The 18,825-nt window shown below is 69.1% G+C and carries 21 protein-coding genes; 11 read left to right on the top strand and 10 right to left on the bottom strand.

The window, feature by feature from the left end:
* Nucleotides 1-7: 7 nt before the first annotated feature.
* Together NBRGI_RS16720 and NBRGI_RS16715 are read left to right on the top strand one after the other, a co-directional pair.
* A complete protein-coding gene (locus tag NBRGI_RS16720) occupies nt 8-223 on the top strand; it encodes a biotin/lipoyl-binding carrier protein (RefSeq protein WP_014987787.1) in 216 nt (71 codons plus the stop codon).
* A gap of 22 nt (nt 224-245) precedes the next feature.
* A complete protein-coding gene (locus NBRGI_RS16715; protein ID WP_014987786.1) occupies nt 246-1,760 on the top strand; it encodes a sensor histidine kinase in 1,515 nt (504 codons plus the stop codon).
* A gap of 113 nt (nt 1,761-1,873) precedes the next feature.
* On the opposite strand, the gene NBRGI_RS16710 is transcribed toward NBRGI_RS16715, so the two are convergent.
* Both NBRGI_RS16710 and NBRGI_RS16705 read right to left on the bottom strand, forming a co-directional pair.
* The gene (locus NBRGI_RS16710) at nt 1,874-2,128 is read right to left on the bottom strand and encodes a WhiB family transcriptional regulator (RefSeq protein ID WP_011211115.1); all 255 of its coding nucleotides are present in this window, start codon (nt 2,126-2,128) and stop codon (nt 1,874-1,876) included.
* 251 nt (nt 2,129-2,379) lie between these two features.
* Nucleotides 2,380-3,324, bottom strand: coding sequence for a diacylglycerol/lipid kinase family protein (locus tag NBRGI_RS16705; RefSeq protein WP_029897334.1), 945 nt, complete (start codon nt 3,322-3,324; stop codon nt 2,380-2,382).
* A 141-nt stretch (nt 3,325-3,465) separates the two neighbouring features.
* Between NBRGI_RS16705 and NBRGI_RS16700 the strand changes: the two genes are divergently transcribed.
* On the top strand, nt 3,466-3,882 hold the full coding sequence (locus NBRGI_RS16700) for a hypothetical protein (RefSeq protein ID WP_029897331.1): 417 nt from the start codon (nt 3,466-3,468) through the stop codon (nt 3,880-3,882).
* 13 nt (nt 3,883-3,895) lie between these two features.
* Here NBRGI_RS16700 and NBRGI_RS16695 read toward each other — a convergent pair whose 3' ends face one another.
* The 6 genes from NBRGI_RS16695 to NBRGI_RS43880 all read right to left on the bottom strand — a co-directional run bounded on the left by NBRGI_RS16695 (nt 3,896) and on the right by NBRGI_RS43880 (nt 9,259).
* A complete protein-coding gene (locus NBRGI_RS16695) occupies nt 3,896-4,588 on the bottom strand; it encodes an endonuclease V (protein WP_029897329.1) in 693 nt (230 codons plus the stop codon).
* Between the two features lie 9 nt (nt 4,589-4,597).
* Nucleotides 4,598-5,083: a GNAT family N-acetyltransferase gene (locus tag NBRGI_RS16690; RefSeq protein ID WP_029897327.1), complete on the bottom strand. Its 486-nt coding sequence runs from the start codon at nt 5,081-5,083 to the stop codon at nt 4,598-4,600.
* On the bottom strand, nt 5,080-5,691 hold the full coding sequence (locus NBRGI_RS16685) for an acid phosphatase (protein ID WP_029897325.1): 612 nt from the start codon (nt 5,689-5,691) through the stop codon (nt 5,080-5,082). The genes NBRGI_RS16690 and NBRGI_RS16685 overlap by 4 nt, the downstream gene beginning before the upstream one ends.
* Before the next feature lie 75 nt (nt 5,692-5,766).
* Nucleotides 5,767-6,273, bottom strand: coding sequence for a nitroreductase/quinone reductase family protein (locus NBRGI_RS16680; RefSeq protein ID WP_029897323.1), 507 nt, complete (start codon nt 6,271-6,273; stop codon nt 5,767-5,769).
* Between the two features lie 58 nt (nt 6,274-6,331).
* Nucleotides 6,332-7,567 (bottom strand): Rv3212 family protein, encoded by a 1,236-nt coding sequence (locus NBRGI_RS16675; RefSeq protein WP_029897321.1) that lies wholly within the window; start codon nt 7,565-7,567, stop codon nt 6,332-6,334.
* Nucleotides 7,568-7,594: 27 nt separating this feature from the next.
* Entirely contained in the window at nt 7,595-9,259 is a 1,665-nt protein-coding gene (locus NBRGI_RS43880; RefSeq protein WP_036559449.1) for a DEAD/DEAH box helicase, read from the bottom strand.
* A gap of 449 nt (nt 9,260-9,708) precedes the next feature.
* Between NBRGI_RS43880 and NBRGI_RS16665 the strand changes: the two genes are divergently transcribed.
* The 3 genes from NBRGI_RS16665 (at nt 9,709) to NBRGI_RS16655 (ending at nt 12,464) form a co-directional block, all read left to right on the top strand.
* Nucleotides 9,709-10,566 carry an SCO6745 family protein gene (locus NBRGI_RS16665; RefSeq protein WP_029897317.1) on the top strand — a complete coding sequence of 286 codons (858 nt, stop codon included), beginning with the start codon at nt 9,709-9,711 and terminating at the stop codon, nt 10,564-10,566.
* A 69-nt stretch (nt 10,567-10,635) separates the two neighbouring features.
* Nucleotides 10,636-11,703: an alpha/beta hydrolase gene (locus tag NBRGI_RS16660; protein WP_029897316.1), complete on the top strand. Its 1,068-nt coding sequence runs from the start codon at nt 10,636-10,638 to the stop codon at nt 11,701-11,703.
* Nucleotides 11,704-11,774: 71 nt separating this feature from the next.
* The gene (locus NBRGI_RS16655) at nt 11,775-12,464 is read left to right on the top strand and encodes a ferritin-like fold-containing protein (protein ID WP_029897314.1); all 690 of its coding nucleotides are present in this window, start codon (nt 11,775-11,777) and stop codon (nt 12,462-12,464) included.
* Between the two features lies 1 nt (nt 12,465).
* Here NBRGI_RS16655 and NBRGI_RS16650 read toward each other — a convergent pair whose 3' ends face one another.
* Entirely contained in the window at nt 12,466-13,299 is an 834-nt protein-coding gene (locus NBRGI_RS16650) for a helix-turn-helix transcriptional regulator (RefSeq protein ID WP_036559446.1), read from the bottom strand.
* Between the two features lie 102 nt (nt 13,300-13,401).
* On the opposite strand from NBRGI_RS16650, the gene NBRGI_RS16645 reads away from it, so the two are divergent.
* The gene (locus NBRGI_RS16645) at nt 13,402-13,947 is read left to right on the top strand and encodes a YceI family protein (RefSeq protein WP_029897310.1); all 546 of its coding nucleotides are present in this window, start codon (nt 13,402-13,404) and stop codon (nt 13,945-13,947) included.
* 144 nt (nt 13,948-14,091) lie between these two features.
* The gene (locus tag NBRGI_RS16640; protein WP_014987772.1) at nt 14,092-14,319 is read left to right on the top strand and encodes a DUF3107 domain-containing protein; all 228 of its coding nucleotides are present in this window, start codon (nt 14,092-14,094) and stop codon (nt 14,317-14,319) included.
* Nucleotides 14,320-14,409: 90 nt separating this feature from the next.
* Here the strand turns inward: NBRGI_RS16640 and NBRGI_RS16635 are convergent, their stop codons facing one another.
* Nucleotides 14,410-15,066 carry a TetR/AcrR family transcriptional regulator gene (locus tag NBRGI_RS16635; protein ID WP_014987771.1) on the bottom strand — a complete coding sequence of 219 codons (657 nt, stop codon included), beginning with the start codon at nt 15,064-15,066 and terminating at the stop codon, nt 14,410-14,412.
* A 447-nt stretch (nt 15,067-15,513) separates the two neighbouring features.
* On the opposite strand from NBRGI_RS16635, the gene NBRGI_RS16630 reads away from it, so the two are divergent.
* From NBRGI_RS16630 to NBRGI_RS16620, 3 genes are all read left to right on the top strand, one after another.
* Nucleotides 15,514-16,563 carry a DUF3152 domain-containing protein gene (locus NBRGI_RS16630; protein WP_370627776.1) on the top strand — a complete coding sequence of 350 codons (1,050 nt, stop codon included), beginning with the start codon at nt 15,514-15,516 and terminating at the stop codon, nt 16,561-16,563.
* A gap of 96 nt (nt 16,564-16,659) precedes the next feature.
* The gene (moeZ, locus tag NBRGI_RS16625; RefSeq protein WP_029897305.1) at nt 16,660-17,844 is read left to right on the top strand and encodes an adenylyltransferase/sulfurtransferase MoeZ; all 1,185 of its coding nucleotides are present in this window, start codon (nt 16,660-16,662) and stop codon (nt 17,842-17,844) included.
* A gap of 96 nt (nt 17,845-17,940) precedes the next feature.
* Complete coding sequence (locus NBRGI_RS16620; protein ID WP_029897303.1) at nt 17,941-18,795, top strand: TIGR02569 family protein; 855 nt, start codon at nt 17,941-17,943, stop codon at nt 18,793-18,795.
* The last annotated feature ends 30 nt before the right edge of the window (nt 18,796-18,825 follow it).

The raw sequence follows: 18,825 nt of genomic DNA, 5'->3' as shown, positions 1-18,825 counted from the left end.
GGGTGTCATGGCTGAGGAAGTGCTGGCGGAGCTGGTGTCGGTCGTCTATCAGGTCGTGGCCAAGGAGGGGGACGTCGTGAAAGAGGGCGACACCCTGGTCATCCTGGAGTCGATGAAGATGGAGATCCCGGTGCTGGCCGAGGTCGGCGGCACGGTGAGCTCGATCGGCGTCAAAGAGGGCGACGCCATCAAGGCGGGCCACCTGATCGCTGTGATCTCCTGAGCGATTGCGGCGGTAGAACCCCATGGCGACCCTCAGTGAACTGCTAGCCGAACACACCGACTTACCCGGCGTCGCCGTGGACCATTTGCAGCGGGTGGTGGGTGATTGGCAACTGCTCGCCGATCTGTCCTTCGCCGATCTGCTGCTCTGGGTCGGCGCCGGACCGATCGCGGAGGGCGCCGACATCGTGTGTGTCGCGCAGTGCCGTCCGACCACCGCGCCCACTGTGCACCAGGAGGACCTGGTCGGCACGCTGGCGTTGCAGGCCGATCATCCGCAGGTGTTCGACGCGTTGATGTCCGGCAAGATCGTGCGCGCAGACCACGACGTGGAGACCTCCGGCGTCTATCACCCCACTCCGGTGCACGCGGTGCGCGAGGCCATCCCGGTGCGCTGCGGCGACGACGTGATCGCGGTGCTCAGCCGGGACACCGACGTGCAGCGGTCCCGGGTCCGCAGCACCCTCGAAATCGCTTATGTCGCTTGCGCGGACGACCTGTGCCAGATGATCGCCGACGGCACCTTCCCGACCACCGAGGACCGCGCGGCCACCCACTCCAGCCCGCGCGCGGGTGACGGCTTCATCCGGCTCGACACCGCGGGCATCGTCGTCTACGCCAGCCCGAACGCGCTGTCGGCCTATCACCGGATGGGCTTGCAGGCCGACCTGGCGGGGCAGGACCTCGCGGTGCTGACCAGGTCGCTGATCACCGACCCGTTCGACGCGCAGGAGGTGGTCGGCGACATCCAGGCCGCGCTGGCCGGGCGCACCGGTCGCCGGATGGAGGTGGAGGCGCGCGGTGCGACCGTGCTGCTGCGCACGCTGGTGCTGCGCCCGCACGGTGAGCTCGCGGGGGCCGCGGTGCTGGTCCGCGACGTCACCGAGGTCAAGCGGCGCGACCGCGCGCTGCTCAGCAAGGACGCCACCATCCGGGAGATCCATCACCGGGTGAAGAACAACCTGCAGACCGTCGCCGCGCTGCTGCGCCTGCAGGCCCGCCGGACCGAGAACGAGGAGGCTCAGGTCGCGCTCACCGAGTCGGTGCGCCGGGTCACCTCGATCGCGTCGGTGCACGAGATGCTGTCGATGTCGGTGGACGAAGAGGTCGACCTGGACGAGGTGGTCGACCGGCTGCTGCCGATCATGGCGGATGTGGCCACGGTGCACACCGCGCGGATCAAGGTGCGCCGGGCGGGTTCGCTGGGCGTCTTCTCCGCCGAGCGGGCGACGCCGCTGGTGATGGTGCTGACCGAGCTGGTGCAGAACGCGATCGAGCATGCCTTCGATTCGGGCGAGAACGGTTCGGTGACAATCCGTTCCGAACGTTCGGCCCGCTGGCTCGATGTGATCATCAGCGATGACGGTCGCGGCCTGCCCGCCGGATTCAGCCTGGAATCCTCGGACCGGCTCGGCCTGCAGATCGTGCGGACGCTGGTGACGGCCGAACTCGGTGGTTCGATCGGCCTGCATCCCGGTGCGGACATCGGGACCGACGCGGTGCTACGCGTGCCGCTCGGGCGGCGTTCCGGTCGTTAGCGACGGGTTCGTCATATGTATTGAGGCACAAGATAGCCCGGCACCTCTGGGGTGCCGGGCTTGAATGCGCTTACCGGACCGGGCTGAAAGGTCCGGTAAATCCGAACGTCTGCTCAGACGACGGTGCGGGTGCGTGTGCGCGCGTTGCGACGCTTCAGCGCCCGACGCTCGTCCTCGCTCATACCGCCCCACACGCCGGCATCCTGTCCGGACTTCAGGGCCCAGGACAGGCAGTCAGCGGTAACGGGGCAGCGAGCGCAGACCAGCTTGGCATCGGCAATCTGCGCGAGCGCGGGACCGCTGTTACCCACCGGGAAAAACAGTTCGGGGTCCTCGTCGCGACAGATGGCCTTGTGGCGCCAGTCCATTCCTCTGCTCCTTTGCTGGGCGCCGCAAAGGGCGCCGACGGTTTGTGGATCGTTCACTTGTGCGACTCGAATGTTTCCGCACGGTTGCTTGTGAATGCTTTCACGAACACCGTAGATGTCAATAGGTATCTGGTGCACCGTGGGGAAGCTCACGCTCAACGACTCCCGCTGGGGGAACCTGCCCGGTCCTTTGTACTCGCTCTACCCGGTTTTCGCAGCGCAACCACGATGTTTTTCGTGCGTTTTCTGCATCAGGCTGGTCGCGGCGCCACGACGTCCAAGACGGCGGGCACCGCCGTGAAATCCACCACGTTGCGCTTCCCGATAAAGTCGCCATCGATTTGCAGACCGATGGGTTCCTTCGTCTCGACGCGCACGGACGGAACGTTGTCCTCGCGAAACAAATTGCGGGACTTGGGGTTTCCATCGACAGCCAAAAGCTGCCTGGCAAGCAGCAGTGTAGGCAGTACTGCCATCGAACGCACGGCAAACACGCCGAGACCTGTTTCGAACCTGGTGCCCGGGTTGGTGTGCACCGGGGTGGTGTTCAGGTAGGTCCACGGGGTGGTGTTCGTTACGAAGGCGTAATGCACGTCGGTGATCGGTTCGTGGCCCGGGATTTCGATCCGAACGGACGGTTCCCTGCGTCGTGCGCGGAAAAACTGTCGCACAGTTGTTCGAAGATATCGGGCGGGCGTCGCGGTTTTTCCGTCGGCGCGACTTTCATCGATGGCTTCGCACACATCGGCGTCGAGACCGACTCCCGCGCTGAACGTGAACCACCGATCGTCGGCCAGGCCGAGTCCGATGCGGCGGTCCTTGTCCAGGGTGAGCAGATCGATGAGCTGATTGGTGGCGGTCACCGGATCGGGGGAGATGCCGAGCGCACGGGCGAACACGTTCGCCGAGCCGCCGGGGATCACGCCGAGCCGGGGCAGCCAGGCCTGGCCGTCGTTGAGTTCGGGCAGCGGCAGGAACCCGTTGATGGTCTCGTTGACCGTCCCGTCGCCGCCGTGCACGACGATCAGATCCATCTCGTTGGTGGCCGCCCACTGGGCCAGTTCGGCGGCGTGCCCGCGGTGCTGGGTGTGCGCGACGGTCAGCTGGGTGCGGCTCTCCAGCGCGTGCGCCAGCAGGTCGCGAGTCGCCGGCGTCGTCGAGGTGGCATTCGGATTCACGATCAGCAGGGTCCGCACGCCACGCAGCTTAATTGGCCGCCGAACCGGTCCGAAAAGCCGCTGAACCGGACCGGCCGCGAGGCGGCCGGGCGCGGAGCCGAACCGCGGCGGCATCCGGCCGGACTTCCGGACAGAGCCTAGGCTTGGCGGGTGGCTGAAATCGGTAGAGGTGACGGTGCCGCAGGCGTGCCGACGACCGTGCGTGGCGCGGGCGCGCTGGTGACACTGGAGGGCGGCGTCGCGGTGATCGTGGCGCTGGTGTTGATCGTGCGCGGGCTGCTCGGCGCCGACCAGACGGCGACGAGCGGGTACGGCACGGCCGCCTGGTTCGGCATCCTCGGGGGCGCCGTGCTCGCGGCGGGCATCGGCTTGCTGCTCGGAAAGCGGTGGGGCCGCGCGATCGCGGTCATCGCGCAACTGCTGTTGCTGCCGGTCACCTGGTCGCTGCTCACCGACTCGCATCAGCCGCTGCTCGGCGCGGCCCTCGGCGTCGTGGCGCTGGGCAGCCTGATCCTGCTGTTCGCGCCGCCGTCGACCCGGTGGATGGCCGCGGACTACGGCGTAGAACCCGACTGACGCCGTCCGGCCCTCACCCCTGGCCGGCCACCGCGCCTTTGAGCGCCGCGCGGCACAGCGCGTCCGCGCGCCGCGTGGTCTCCGGCAGGCGGTACGCCGGGGTGAGCGCGAGCACCTGCGCGCACGCGGTGTCCAGGTCGATGCGATGGCCGATGGAGACGAAGACGGGTTTCACCCCCGCCCTGGTGCGCAACGCGCTGCCGACGACCTCGCCGTCGATGGTGACGTCGGTGCGCGCGCCGCGCTCGGGCCCGGGTTCGGCGTAGTCGCCCCAGACCGACTTCGCGACGCCGATGGTCGGCACCCCGGTGAGCACACCGATATGACAGGCGAAGCCGAGGCGGCGCGGATGCGCCAAACCCTGTGCGTCACAGACCAGTAGGTCGGGAGCGGCGGCGAGCTGCGCCAAAGCCCGCATGGTGGTAGGTAATTCGCGGAAGGCGAGCAGGCCGGGGTAGTACGGGAAATGGGAGACCCCGTGCGCGACAGAGGTTTCGACGGTCTCCAGGGTGGTCGCGTCCAGCACGACCACCGCGGCCGCGACCGCTCCGGTGTCCGCGTAGGCGCAGTCGAGCCCGGCGATCATCCGGAATTCGGTTGCCGGGCCGGTGGTTTCGACCTTGGGACGCAGTTCGTCCTGGATCGCGATGGCCTCGTCCGGGGTCGTCGGCCAGGTGGTCTCGTCGAGATGTGCGAGCCATGTCATCGTCGTGCGCTACTGCCCGTCCTTGGCCAGCCGGTCGAGCGCCTCGCCGGACAGGCGATAGCCGACCCACTCGTCTTGCGCCGCGGCGCCGAGGGATTCGTAGAATTCGATGGACGGGGTGTTCCAGGTCAGCACCGACCAGGACAGGCGGCTGTAGCCGTGCTCGACGGCTTCCTGGGCCAGCGCGGTGAGCAAGGCCTTGCCGTAACCCTTGCCGCGGGTCTGCGGCTTGACGTAGAGGTCCTCGAGATAGATCCCGTGCACGCCGTCCCAGGTGGAGAAGTTGAGGAACCAGATCGCGCAGCCGACCAGCTCGCCGTCTTCGCTCACCACGTGCGCGAAGACCTTCGGTTCGGGTCCGAACAGGGCGGTGTCCAGCTGGGTTTCGGTGACCGTGCACTCGTCGCGAGCCTTCTCGTACTCGGCCAGATCCTCGACGAGCCGAACCAGTCCCGGCACATCGGCGGGGACGGCGCGGCGCAGTTCTACAGTCACAGTATTGCTCCGTTGCTGGTGGGAACGAGATTGTGCGCGTGCACGGTACGCACCTCGTGTTCGTAGCCGAGCACGGTCAGCGCGCCGGTCGACATGGCGAACCGGCGGCCCTCCGTGAGCTCGAACTCGGCCCAGCGGGCGATCAGCGCCCGGGAGAAGTGCCCGTGCCCGACGAGCACGATATCGCGTTCGGGCAGTTGGGGTTCCACCGAGGCGAGCACTCGATCGGCACGGACGCGCACCGCGTCGGCGGACTCGCCGCCGGGCACCGCGCCGGTCCAGATGGTCCACCCGGGAGCGGTCTCGCGGATCTCGGGCGTGGTCAGGCCTTCGTAGTCGCCGTAGTCCCATTCCGTGAGATCGTCGTCGACCGCGGTGACGGTGAGCCCGGCCAGCTCGGCGGTGCGCACCGCGCGCCGGCGCGGACTGGTGAGTACCAGCGGGTCACGCAGCCGCAGCGCCGCCAGCAGCGGACCGGCGGCGCGGGCTTGCTCCTCGCCGTGCTCGGTGAGCGGCACGTCGGTATTGCCGGTATGCCGGCGCTCGGTGGACCAAGCGGTCTCGCCGTGTCGGAGCAACACCAGCCGGGCATCGTCGAGTACGGACATGGATCCATCATGGTTCACGCCCGGCCGGGCGCGTGCTCCGGCCGTGGCCACCGGGCGTCGGCCGCGGCGGCTCGGTCAGTCCTGCGGCTCCAGCGTCAGCACGACGAGCGGGAGCGGGCGCGTGATCTTGGACTGATAGTCCGCCAGCAGTGGGTTCTCGGCCAGCGCCCAAGCCGCGAACTCGTCGTATTCCGCGCCTTCCAGGGCCTTCGCGGTGCCGCGGTAGGTCGCGCCGCCGAGCTCGACGGTGACCCGCGGATCGGCCTTCACGTTGTGATACCAGGCCGGGTACTTGTCCTCGATGAACGAGCTCAGGTAGATGGTCTCGCCGCGGCGCAGCAGCCCGAGCGGGACCACGTGCTGCTTGCCGCTCTTGGCGCCCGTCGTGGTCAGCAGCAGGAGCTCGGCCCCGGCGTAGGCGCCGCCGACCTTGCCGGCGCCCGCCCGGAACTCCTCGATCACGCCGTCGTTCCAGTTGGCCATCTCGGCTTCGGAGAATTCCTGGTTCCAGGGCGCGTCGGGGTCGTCGAACGAGGTGATGTCGCTTTTCGACGCGGCCGCGGTGGGGTCGTTTTCACTCATGTCGGTAGTGTGCCGCACGCCACCGACAGGCGGTCGCCCCGAATTGTCGCGGCTGTGCTCAGCCCAGGGCGTACACCTCGGTGCCGCGTTGTTCCAGGATGGTCGAGCCGAGCACCGCGAGGGAGATGGGTGCACCGCTGTAGTCGGTGCGGGTCAGCGGGACCCGGCCGACCTCGGCGCCGGAGGTGGGATCGAGGAACGCCATCGCGCCTGCCGTCGGCAGCAGTAGTCGGCCCGCCATCATGGCCGGGCTGCCGAGCGCGCCCGCCGCGGTCCACAGCGGGTCGAACGTGGTGCCGTTCAAGGCGATCACGCTGTTGCCGGTGAAAACCAGGTAGGCCGAACCGATTCGGGTGGTCGTCGACTCGGCGCTGAGCGGAGCCGAAAGCTGGTGCACGACAATCGGATTGCCGGTCGCGTCGAAGACGGCCAGGCGCGGCGGCGCGGGCTGCGCGCCGGACGCGCCCGGCGCGCCGGGCAGATAGAGCACGATCCGGTTGTCCGACACCGCGAGCACCTTGGCGTCGGCGGAATCGCTTCCGGGGCCGGTCAATACGTGCGAACCGTGCTCTTCGGGCACCGTGTTGTCCTTCGGCGCCGGGTTCAGCACGGTGAGCCGGTCGGCCGCGTCCTCGGGGCAGCGCTCCAGCACGGCCAGCCGGGACGGGCTCGAGCCCGAGGACAACAGCGTGCAGCCTTTGCGCGGTTGGGTTTTCACGTTCACCGGCGCGTCCACGAACCCGTATTCGAGGGTGCGCACCAGGTCCGAACGCCACATCTCCAGCCGCTTCGGACCCTGGGCCAGCGTGTAGGTGCCGTCGACGGACAGGCGCACCGACGGATCCATGTAGCTGGTGCGCGCGGTGCGGCGCGCGCCGTTGTCACCGGCCAGCAGCGTGGCCTGACTGCATCCGCGCTGGTCCCGGTAGACCGCGACCACGGTGGTGAACTGACCCTCGATCCCGCAGAGCGGCATATCGCGCCGGTAATACCAGAGCTCGTCGCCGGTGCGCGGATCGTGGCCGGTGACGGTGCCCTCGTCACCGGTGACGACGACGCCGCCGGAGACCAGCGCCCGTTCGCTCGCGGCGTTCGGCGCGTGCCACAGCTCGCGCAACGAGGTGGGCAGCTGATCGGTCGCGGCGGGAGTCGGCACGGGCGAGGTGGCGGTCACCGATTCGGTGCCGCGCGCATCGCCGCGCGCCCACACCACCACAGCCGCGACCACCACGAGTGCGGCGATCGCGACAGCGGAGATTACGTCGGCGCGCGTTCGCCGCTCGGGTGCGAGCACGATTGCGAGAGTAGCGGATCCGGTCGATCAGACCGAAGCCGTGGCATGTTCGACCGAACTGCCTGCGCTTTCGGTCGAGTTGCCGTCGGCCGCGGGCTTGCGGCGACGGCGCCTGCGCCGGGCGGGCTGCTCGCCCGGCTCGGCCTCCGCCGGCTCGGGCGCGTCCGCGGTCTCGATCGCGGTGTCCGGACCGGCCTCGGCTTCGCCCGCGGGCTTGCGCCGCCTGCGCCTGCGCCGCGCGGGCTTGTCGCCGTGCTCGTCCGAGTCGGGCGACGCGTCGTCCGCGCTGTGCTCGTCGACCGGGGTGTCGCCGTTCGTCTCGGCGCCCTCGACCGGCTGTCCGCGTACGGTGCGCTTGCGGTTGCGCTTGCGCGGGGTGCGCGCCGGGCGGTCGACGACGACCGCGTCCTCTTCCCGTTCCGGCTTGGCCTTGCGCACGGTGCCCGAGACGCCCTCGGGAATGCCGAGATCGCTGAACAGGTGCGGGGAGCGCGAGTAGGTCTCGACGGGTTCCGGGATGCCGAGGCCGAGCGCCTTGTCGATGCTCGCCCAGCGGGCCAGCTCGTCCCAGTCGATCAGCGTCACCGCGACACCGGTGCGCCCGGCCCGGCCGGTGCGCCCGATCCGGTGCACGTAGGTCTTCTCGTCTTCGGGGCACTGGTAGTTGATGACGTGGGTGACATCGTCGATGTCGATGCCGCGCGCGGCCACGTCGGTCGCGACGAGCACATCGATGGCGCCCTTGCGGAACTTGGTGAGCGCCTTCTCGCGGGCGATCTGGCCGAGGTCACCGTGTACGGCGCCGACCGAGAAACCGCGCTCGGCGAGATCGTCGGCGACCTTCTGCGCGGTGCGCTTGGTCCGGGTGAAGACCATCGTGGCGCCGCGGCCCTCGGCCTGCAGCACCTTGGCGACCAGTTCGCTCTTGTCCAGCGCGTGCGCGCGGTAGACGAACTGCGCGGTGCGATCGTGCACGGCCGAATCGTGCGGCTCCTCGGCCCGGATGTGCGTCGGGCGGGTCAGGAACGTGCGGGCCAGGGTGATGATCGGGCCCGGCATGGTGGCCGAGAACAGCATGGTCTGGCGCTTGTCCGGGACCATGGTCAGGATGCGCTCGATATCGGGCAGGAAGCCCAGGTCGAGCATCTCGTCGGCCTCGTCCAGTACCAGCACGCCGATCTTGCCCAGGATCAGGTGATTCTGGTTCGCCAGATCCAGCAGCCGGCCCGGCGTGCCGACCACGACGTCGACGCCGGCGCGCAGCGCGGCGATCTGCGACTCGTAGGGGCGGCCACCGTAGATGGAGGCCACCTTCAGCGGGCCCTGGTGGTTGGTCAGGTACTTGCTCGCGTTCTCCAGGTCGTTGGTGACCTGGATGCACAGCTCGCGGGTCGGCACGATGACCAGCGCCCGCGGCGTGCCGTCGAGCGGAGTGGTGCCGGTGTCGGCGGTGGCGATGCGGTGCAGCAGCGGCACGCCGAAGCCGAAGGTCTTGCCCATGCCGGTACGGGCCTGACCGATCAAATCCTCACCGGCGAGCGCCAACGGCAGGGTGAGTTCCTGAATGGCGAAAGTACGTTCGATGCCGATCTCGTCGAGCGCGCGCACGATTTCCGCGCGCACCCCCAATTCGGCAAATGTCGGTGCGGTATGGGTTTCGTCCAGTTCGGCGGTCAACAGCGTGTCCGCCACCCCGGGTTCCTGTTCAACGGTGATCTTGCTCAGGTTCGTGCCTTCCTCGTAATCGCGTCACGCGCGCACGAGGTGGGGCGGACCGGTCGGCCCGCGACGACCACGTCTCCGCCTGTGATACTCGCCCGGCCACGCTGCGGATGTCGTCGGGTGCCGCGGCTTGTGGCAGCTACCTCGCGAGACATCGGCGCGGCGCACTGGCGATGCGGATCTGGTGCGCGCACATTTTCCTGGACGACGAAACCGCTGCTCGACAACTCGGTGCGGGCGATCTGCGGAGTACCGCGGTGGCGGTCGACGCACAGATCTGGCAACTCCGTCGAGCGAAACATTTCGTTGTCCGCTGCGATTGTAGCGTGATATTGTGCGCGGCTCGAATTGCCACCGCCGTTTATTCGGAATCCGAACTACGGTATCCCCGCGTCGTTCATCGACGTACGCTGCGCGACATGGCAATTCATCCTGCGCGGCAAATCTGGACGACGCTCGAACCGCTACACGATGTGGTCTATTTCGGGGCCGGTGTCAAGGAGGCGGGCGTTGCGATCGGGCTGCGCGGTTACTGGCAAACGTACTTCGCATTTCGGGCCGCACCGCTCGGTGCCGTGACCGCCGCCACAGTGTCGGCGACTTTTGCCGGTTTTCATCCGGATATGGTGCGCAAAGCGGTGCCGGACGCCTGGGCGCGGGCGACCCCGCGGCAGTGTCTGGAGGCGCGCCTCGATTTCTCCGCGGCGCTGCTGCGGGGGCTCGGCGCGGGCGAGGCCGAATGCGCCCGCGCGGTGGAACTGCTCGCTCCGGTGCAGCGCGACGCCGATCCGACCGGCAGGCCGCTGTTCGCGGCGAACGCGGCGCTGCCGCTGCCCGCTGATCCGGTCGGCGCGCTGTGGCAGCTGGCCAGCTCGTTGCGCGAGCATCGCGGCGACGGGCATGTCGCCGCGCTCGTGGCACACGGCCTGACCGGTCGCGAGGCGCTGATCATGCAGGTGGCCGCGGGCAAGGCGCCGGAATCGGTGATGCGGCCCGCGCGTGGTCTGTCCGAGCGCGACTGGGCGGACACCTGCGACGATCTGCGGGCCAGGGGCCTGGTGCGGGGGGAGCCGGGCAATCCCGCGCTCACCGGCAGCGGCGGCGAACTGCTCACCCGGGTGGAGGCCACTACCGACAAGGCGGCGTGGAACGGCGGCCTGGCCGCGCTGTCCGCCGGCGGCGTCGCCGAGCTGACGACTTCGCTCGCGCCGCTGGTGCGACGGGTGCGGGAGACGGTGTTGCCGCCCGTCACCCCGGTCGCCATGGGCCGGGGCTGACGAAGGGGTGTTCGCCACAAACCGGACTTGCCTGTTACCGCCGGTACCGAGATATGAGACATTCTCGGTGTGAATATCGCGGACACCGTCACGATCGCCGCGCGCAACGCGTGGGCACTGACCTTCGGATCGGGCGTCGAGGCGCCCGATCCCACCCCGTCGACGGTGCTGTGGGACGAGCCGCATCGCCAGTTGCGCCGGTTCGAGCATCGCCCCGGTGCGCCCGAAAATGCTTCCACCGCAACGGATTCTGCCGTCCTGCTGGTGCCGCCGCTGGCTGCGCCGGCCACCTGCTTCGACCTGCGCCCCGACCAGAGCCTGGCCGGGTTCCTGCTGGAGACGGGCCGCGCCCCCTACGTCATCGACTACGGCGAGATCACCTTCGCCGACCGGCGGATGGGCTTCGAGGACTGGATCGACGAGATCCTGCCCGAGGCGGTGCTGCGCGCCTCCGCCGATCGCGGCGGCGTACCGGTCGATCTGGTCGGCTGGTCGCTGGGCGGCACGCTGGCGCTGCTCACCGCCGCCGCGCACGCCGAGTTGCCGATCCGGTCGATCACCGCGGTCGGCTCGCCGCTGGACTACGACAAGATGGCCGGTATCCCGCAGTTGCGCGCGGTCGCCCGGTTCACCGGCGGGATCGGCACCTCGACGCTGGTCCGCGCGGCCGGTGGCGTGCCCGCGTCGCTTACCAGGATCGCCTACAGGGTCACCGCGTGGGATCGCGAGCTGACCCGGCCATGGTTCGTCGCGAGCAATATCGCGCGCACCGAGACGCTGGCGCGGATGCAGACCATCGACCGCTTCATGGCGGAGATGCCCGGCTACCCCGGCCGCTTCTACGGCCAGCTGTGGGGGCGGCTGATCCTGAACAACGACATCGGCCGCGGTGTGGTCCGGCTCGGCGCGCGGCGCATCGAGCTGGCGCAGGTGAGCGCGCCGGTACTGCTGGTCGGCGGGCCGAGCGACGTGATCACCGCCGCGGCCGCGGTCGAGGCGGGCGCGCGCAACCTCACCGGCGCCGCCTCGGTCCGCTACGAGACCTCGCCCGGTAGCCACCTGGGCATCCTCACCGGGCCCGAGGCGCGTGGCACCACATGGGCCTATCTGGACAAGTTCCTGGCCGAATCGGCATGAGCGCGCGGGGAATTCCGGCGCAGGTGCCGCCGACGGCGGGCACGAGCGCGGCGGAGTACTAGTCTGGGGTCATGGGAGCACAGTCACCTGCCGCGCCGGGTGTTTCGTCCGCAGACTCCATCCCCGCCGACCATCCCGGAGTCATCGATCTGTTCGCGGTGCTCGCCTACGGCGAGATCTCCGCGTTCTACCGGCTGGCCGAGGAAGCCAAGCTGTCGCCGACGCTGCGCGGCAAGGTAGCGGTCGCCAAGATGGCCTCCGCCGAGATGGGCCACTTCAAAGCACTGGAGTCGGCGCTGGCCGAACGCGGCGTCGACATCTTCGACGCGATGGCCCCGTTCGTCCGGGCACTGGACGCCTACCACGCCTCCACCGACCCGTCGACCTGGCTCGAGTCGATGGTGAAGTTCTACGTCGGCGACGGCATCGCCGCCGACTTCTACACCGAGATCGCCGGGGCGCTCACCCCCGAGGTCGCGGCCGTCGTCCGGGACGTGCTGGAAGAGACCAGTCACTCCGAGTTCGTGGTGGAGGAGGTGCGTCGCGCGGTCGAGACCAGCCGCTCCGAGCGCGACCGGCTCACCCTCTGGGGCCGGCGCCTGCTGGGCGAGGCGATCACCCAGGCGCAGTACGTGATGGCCCAGCGCGACGAGCTGACCGAGCTGGTGCTCAGCGCCACCGGTGACCTGAACGGCATCGCCGCGCTGTTCGAGCGCATGCAGACCAGCCACGCCGAGCGCATGGCCAAGCTCGGTCTCTGACCTACTCGTTCGCGGCCGGACGAACCAGACGCAGGCCCTGGGTCTGCGTCTGGGCCTGGTCGACCAGCCAGACGATGACGCTCTGATCGCGGTCGGCTTCCAAGGTTTCGAACGGCACGTCGACCCGCCCGTGCACCGGGTGGTCCAGCTGCAGCATGCCGGAGATGCGCGCGCCCACGTGGTGCGGCTTCCAGCGGGCCGCGAACTCCGGTTGGCGGCGCAGCGCGTCGATCGTCTTCAGCAGCGAATCGTCGCCCGGCCAGCGGAGTTTCGCGCGGGCGAGCGCGGCGGTGAAGATATCGGCCGCCTCGGACCAGTTGCGCAGCACCGTCCGCGCGGTCGGATGCCGGAAGGTGTACCAGGCCAGGTTCGGCTGGCTGTCCCCGTCCAGCAGGCCGAGCGGCGCGGCGAACTCGGCCCAGGCGGCGTTCCAGCCCAGTACGTTCAACCGCCTGCCGATCACGAAAGCCGGGGTGGGCTGCAGCGCCCGCAGGATCGACTCGATCGTGTCCGCGACCTGTTCCTCGGCGGATTCGCTGCCCGGGCAGTTGGATTCGTTGCCGGAGGCCAGGGCGAGCATGCTGAAGTGGTGGCGTTCGTTGCCGCGCAGCAGCAGCGCGTCGGCCAGCGCGTCGATCACCGCGACGGACGGATTGGTGTCGCGGCCCTGTTCGAGCCGGGCCAGATAGTCCGCGCTCACCCCGGCCCGGACGGCCACCTCTTCGCGGCGCAGTCCTGGGGTCCGGCGCCGCCTGCCCTCCGGCATGCCGACGTCGCCGGGCCGTAGTTCGGCCCGGCGTGCGATGAGGAACTCCGCGAATCCGTTGCGTGCCATGGGCTCCATCGTGCCGTTTCCTGGGAGGCTTACCCTCGCCCTGTCAGGTCCAGGATAACGGCGGTCTGGTTAACGGACCGTGGTCCGGCCAGGGTCTAGGGCATGACTACTTCTTCCGAATCGACCACCGCCCAGCTGAAGGCGGGCGCCTGGACCCTGGACACCGCGCACTCCTCGGTGGCCTTCACCGTCCGCCACCTCGGCATCTCCAAGGTGCGCGGCGGATTCACCAAGTTCGAGACCGAATTCGTGGTCGACGAGGCCGGTCGCGCCGAACTCGGCGCCACGATCTACCTCGACTCGTTCGACACCGGCAACCCCGACCGGGACGCGCACATCCGCACCGCGGACTTCCTCGACGTGGCCAACCGTCCGACGCTGACCTTCCGCGCCACCGAGCCGGTGCAGATCGCGGAGTCCTTCGAGGTCGCGGGCGAGGCCACGCTCGGCGGCGTCACCAAGCCGGTCACCCTGGACGTGGAATGGGGCGGTGTGCAGGAGTTCGGCGCCACCGGTGACAACCACGCCGGGTTCTCGGCCACCGGCACCATCAAGCGCACCGACTTCGGCGTCGGCGGCGCGCTGCCCGGCATGCTCAGCGACAAGGTGAACATCGAGCTGGAGATCCAGCTCGTCGAGCCCAAGTAGGCCCGCGCGCCGACGAAGGCCTGCACAGCGGCGTGCGGGCCTTTTCTGTTTCGCTGAGAGCGCAGGCACCGTCTGCCGACCGGACGATCCGCCTGCATTAGCCTTGGGACGACAGCACAGGACTCTTACGTTCGGAGGTTGGCCGTGGAGGTCAAGATCGGTATTTCGGATAGCCCACGCGAGCTCTTGATCATCAGCTCGCAGACCCCGGACGAGGTCGAGGCGCTGGTGGCCGGTGCGCTGAACGGCAGTGGCGGCGTCGTGTCCCTGACCGACGAGAAGGGACGCAAGTTCCTGATCCAGGCGTCGAAGGTCGCCTACGTCGAGATCGGCACCCCGCAGAGCGGTCGCGTGGGCTTCGCCACCGTCTGAGGTTTCCGGCCGCGGCCCGAACCGCAACGAGCCCCCGCACCTTCGGGTGCGGGGGCTCGTTCGTGTCCGGGCTCTGCTCGTGCGGGGAGCTCAGTCGATCGGGTGCAGGGGCACGTGGGACAGACCACCCCAGGCAAGGGAAACGGTCGTGTCGACGGCCTCTTCCTTCGGGATGGGCCGGTCCGCCTCCAGCCAGTAGCGCGCGGTGAATTGGCTCGCCCCGACCAGACCGACCGCGAGGATGCGGGCCCGGTACGGATCGAGGCCCGAGTCGTGGGCCACCAGGTCGAACACCGCGTCCACGCAGGCCTCGGTGGCCTGTTCGACCCGGCGCTGCACCTGCGGCTCGCTGGTCAGGTCGGATTCGAAGACGAGGCGGAAGCCCTGCATCTCGTTGTCGACGAAATCGAAGTAGGCCTGTACGGCGGCTCGGACGCGCTGACGGTTGTCGGTGGTCGACCGCAGCGCCTGCCGGACGCTGGAGACCAGCATGTCCACGTAGTTCTGCAGGACCGCCAGGTACAGCTCCAGCTTGCTGGTGAAGTGCTGATACAGCACCGGCTTGCTCACGCCCGCGCACTGCGAGATCTCGTCCATGCCGGCGGCGTGGTATCCGCGCTGGACGAAGACTTCGCTGGCCGCCGCGAGTAGCTGGAGACGTCGCTCGTCGCGCGGAAGCCGGGTGCCGCGTTTGGCGGGCTCGGACGACGTTCTACGGGACGTCATCCGGTCCACGAGGTCAGTCATTTCGGCTCTCCCAGTTGATTCCCCGGCAAGGGGTGTGCACCGGGTATCCCAAGAACGATACTCGGTTGTTGCCCGCCCGCAGACCGGGCCCGGAGAACTGATTCGACGCGGTGAGAAATGTCGCACCCGGCGCCGGAGGTGGCGTGCCCGACGGCGGCACTTGCGCGTTGTGAGACGCTGGTGGGCGTGAGATTCCGCGCCGACCGTCTCGGGGGACCGGACTCCGGCCCGCCGGCTGTGTCCGGCGGCGGGCGCAATGCGCGCCGCCGTGCTGGTCCCGGTGCACCGGGTTCCGTGGTCTCCGAACCTGTGACGAGGTCCGGTCGGCAGACCCGGGCCGGCGCATCCGGCGCCGCGGCGCCGCTCGACGCCGAGGACCGCCTCGATGTCGGCACCCCGCCGCGTCGCAGGCCCGGCTCGGCCCGGCGCAGCGGTGTCGAGCCGGTCGTGGACCCCCTTGCGCCGCAGTCCGATTCGCCGGCGCCGCGGCGCGACCACAACGGCGTCGAGATCTACGATCCGCTCGGCCTGTACGACCGGCCCGATCGCTCGCATCAACCGCTGCGCGCCCGCTGGGATCCCACCGCGCCGGACGAAGGCCGCACCAGAGAGCGCCCCGAGCGCACCGCCAAGAAGCAGAGCGCGCTGGGCCGTTTCGTGTCCACCTACGGCTGGCGGGCGTACGCGTTACCGGTGCTCTTCGCGGTCACGGTGCTGGTGATCGTGGACGCGGTGCGCGGCGGCGATCCGATCGTCGGCGCCGGTAACTCGCCGGGCCTAGGACAGTTGAGCCCGCACACCCGCAACGCGGGCATCATCGGCTTGCCCAGCGGTGACGGTCATTTCCCCGCGGATTTGCCGACCGGCGCGTTGCCGCAGGGCGGTGCTTTCGCTGAAACCGGTGCGGGCACTTGGCATATGGTTCCAGGTTCGACCGCACAGATCGGTACCGGAACCGATTCGGTTTTCCGCTACACCGTCGAAATCGAGGACGGGGTGGACACTTCCGGATTCGGCGGCGACGAATCGGTGGCGAAGCTGATCGAGTCCACGCTCGCCAACCCGAAAAGCTGGACGCACGACCCCAAATTCGCGTTCCGGCGCGTCGATCAGGGCGACGCCGAATTCCGCATTTCGCTCACCTCCCGCGAATCCACCCGCAAGGCTTGTGGTTTCGAAATTCCGATCGACTCGTCCTGTTACAACGCCGATCTCGGCCGGGTGGTGCTTTCCGAGGTCCGCTGGGTGCGCGGCGCGATCGCCTTCGAGGGCGATATCGGCTCTTACCGGCAATACCAGATCAATCACGAGGTCGGCCACGCCATCGGCTACCACCAGCACCAGCCGTGCGAGACCGACGGCGGCCTGGCCCCGGTGATGATGCAGCAGACCTTCGGCACCAAGAACAACGACATCGCCGTGCTCGAGCCCGGTGGCGTGGTCCCGATGGACGGCAAACAGTGCCGCTTCAACCCCTGGCCCTACCCTCGCGGCTGACCACGCGGCGGGTAGGCGACGATAGATCGGGAAGAACGGTCTGGTCGCGGGCGTTGCACAACGAGATCGACCCATTCGATTCGAGGAGTCCTGGACGTGTCATCACCAAAGTCCCTGCCACCATTGGTCGAGCCGGCCGCGGAGCTGACCAAGGACGAGGTCGCCCGCTACAGCCGTCACCTGATCATTCCCGATCTGGGCGTCGACGGGCAGAAACGGCTGAAGAACGCCAAGGTGCTGGTCATCGGCGCGGGTGGGCTGGGCTCCCCGGCGCTGCTGTACTTGGCCGCGGCGGGCGTGGGCACGCTCGGCATCGTCGAGTTCGATGAGGTGGACGCGTCGAATCTGCAGCGCCAGATCATCCATGGCGAGTCCGATATCGGCCGCCCCAAGGCCGACAGCGCGCGCGACTCGATCCTCGAGATCAACTCCGGTATCGACGTGCGGCTGCACAAGATCCGGTTGGAGCCGGACAACGCCATCGAGCTGTTCGCCGAATACGACCTGATCGTGGACGGCACCGACAACTTCGCCACCCGCTACCTCGTCAACGACGCCGCGGTGCTGGCGCACAAGCCGTACGTGTGGGGCTCGATCTACCGGTTCGAGGGTCAGGTCTCGGTCTTCTGGGAGGACGCGCCGGACGGGCGCGGCATCAACTACCGCGATCTCTACCCGGAGGCCCCGCCGCCGGGCATGGTGCCCTCCTGCGCCGAGGGCGGCGTGCTGGGTGTGCTGTGCGCGTCGATCGGGTCGGTGATGGTCACCGAGGCCATCAAGCTGATCACCGGGATCGGCGAGCCGCTGCTCGGCCGTCTGATGGTCTACGACGCACTGGACATGAACTACCGGACCATCAAACTGCGTCGCGATCCGGAGCGGCAGCCCATCACCGAACTTATCGACTACGAGGCGTTCTGCGGTGTGGTCTCGGAAGAGGGGCAGGCCGCCGCGGCCGATTCCACGGTGACCGCGCGCGAGCTGAAGGAACTGCTCGACGCGGGCAAGGAGATCGAGCTGATCGACGTGCGGGAGCCGGTGGAATGGGACATCGTGCACATCGACGGCGCGAAACTGATCCCGAAGGACCGCATCCTGTCCGGTGAGGCTCTGTCCGAGCTGCCGCAGAATCGTCCGATCGTGCTGCACTGCAAGACCGGTGTCCGCTCGGCCGAGGCACTGGCCGCGCTCAAGCGCGCCGGTTTCGCCGACGCCACCCATCTGCAGGGCGGCGTCATCGCGTGGGCCCGGCAGATCGACCCCTCGCTGCCCGTCTACTGATTCGCTCGGCGTCGTGCGTGTACCCCGTCCGACCGGCGGGGTTGCGTATCGGCGCGGCGTGCTGTACAGCGTCCACCCCGGCGGTACGGTACGGCCGTGACTTCTGTGGAACCCCCCGAGCACGTGCGAGCCACGTTCGGTCTGCGTGAAGTGACGCCGGTGGCCGTCGGCGACTGGGAGGGCGGCTGGCGGTACGGGGATGTGGTGCTGAGCCCGGTCGCGGACCACGCGCGGGCCGCGTGGTCGGCGAAGGTGCGCGAGACGCTCCAGGTGGACGGCTTGCGCCTGGCCCGCCCGGTGCGCGCCACCGACGGCCGCTACGTCGTCTCGGGCTGGCGGGCCGACACGTACCTCGAGGGTGTCCCGGAACCGCGGCACGACGAGGTGGTCTCGGTGTCGCTGCGATTGCATCAGGCCACCGCGCAGCTCGAGCGGCCGCGGTTCCTGGTGCAGCAGCCGGTGGTGCCGTGGGTGGACGTGGACGTGTTCGTCGCCGCCGACCGGGCCGCCTGGGAAGCGGTGCCGCTGCGCACCTTACGCGCGGGCGGCATGCTGCCCACCCAGGCTTCGCCGGACGGTCAGCGCAGCATGGAGCTCATCGGTCAGTTGGCCACGCTGCGCAAACCGGTGCAGACGCCCGCGCAGCTGGTGCACGGTGACCTGTTCGGCACCGTGCTGTTCGCCGGGGTCTACACGCCCGGCCTGACCGATATCACGCCGTACTGGCGGCCCGCGCCGTGGGCGGCCGGGGTGATCGTGGTGGACGCGCTGGCCTGGGGCGGCGCCGACGACGGACTGCTGGATCGCTGGCGGGATCTGCCGGAGTGGCCGCAGATGTTGTTGCGCGCGGTCATGTTCCGGCTCGCGGTGCACGCGCTGCACCCGCGGTCGACGCCGGAGGCGTTCCCCGGTCTGGCGCGCACCGCGGACATGGTCCGCTTGATGGTCTAGCAAAGACACCGCCGACCGCGGAAAACCGTT

Origin of the sequence: Nocardia brasiliensis IFM 10847 (genome assembly GCF_000710915.1) — a bacterium.
Lineage (GTDB): Bacteria > Actinomycetota > Actinomycetes > Mycobacteriales > Mycobacteriaceae > Nocardia > Nocardia brasiliensis_A.
The sequence above is the reverse complement of the archived record's forward strand: the minus strand, read 5'-3'. Positions and strand labels throughout refer to the sequence as shown.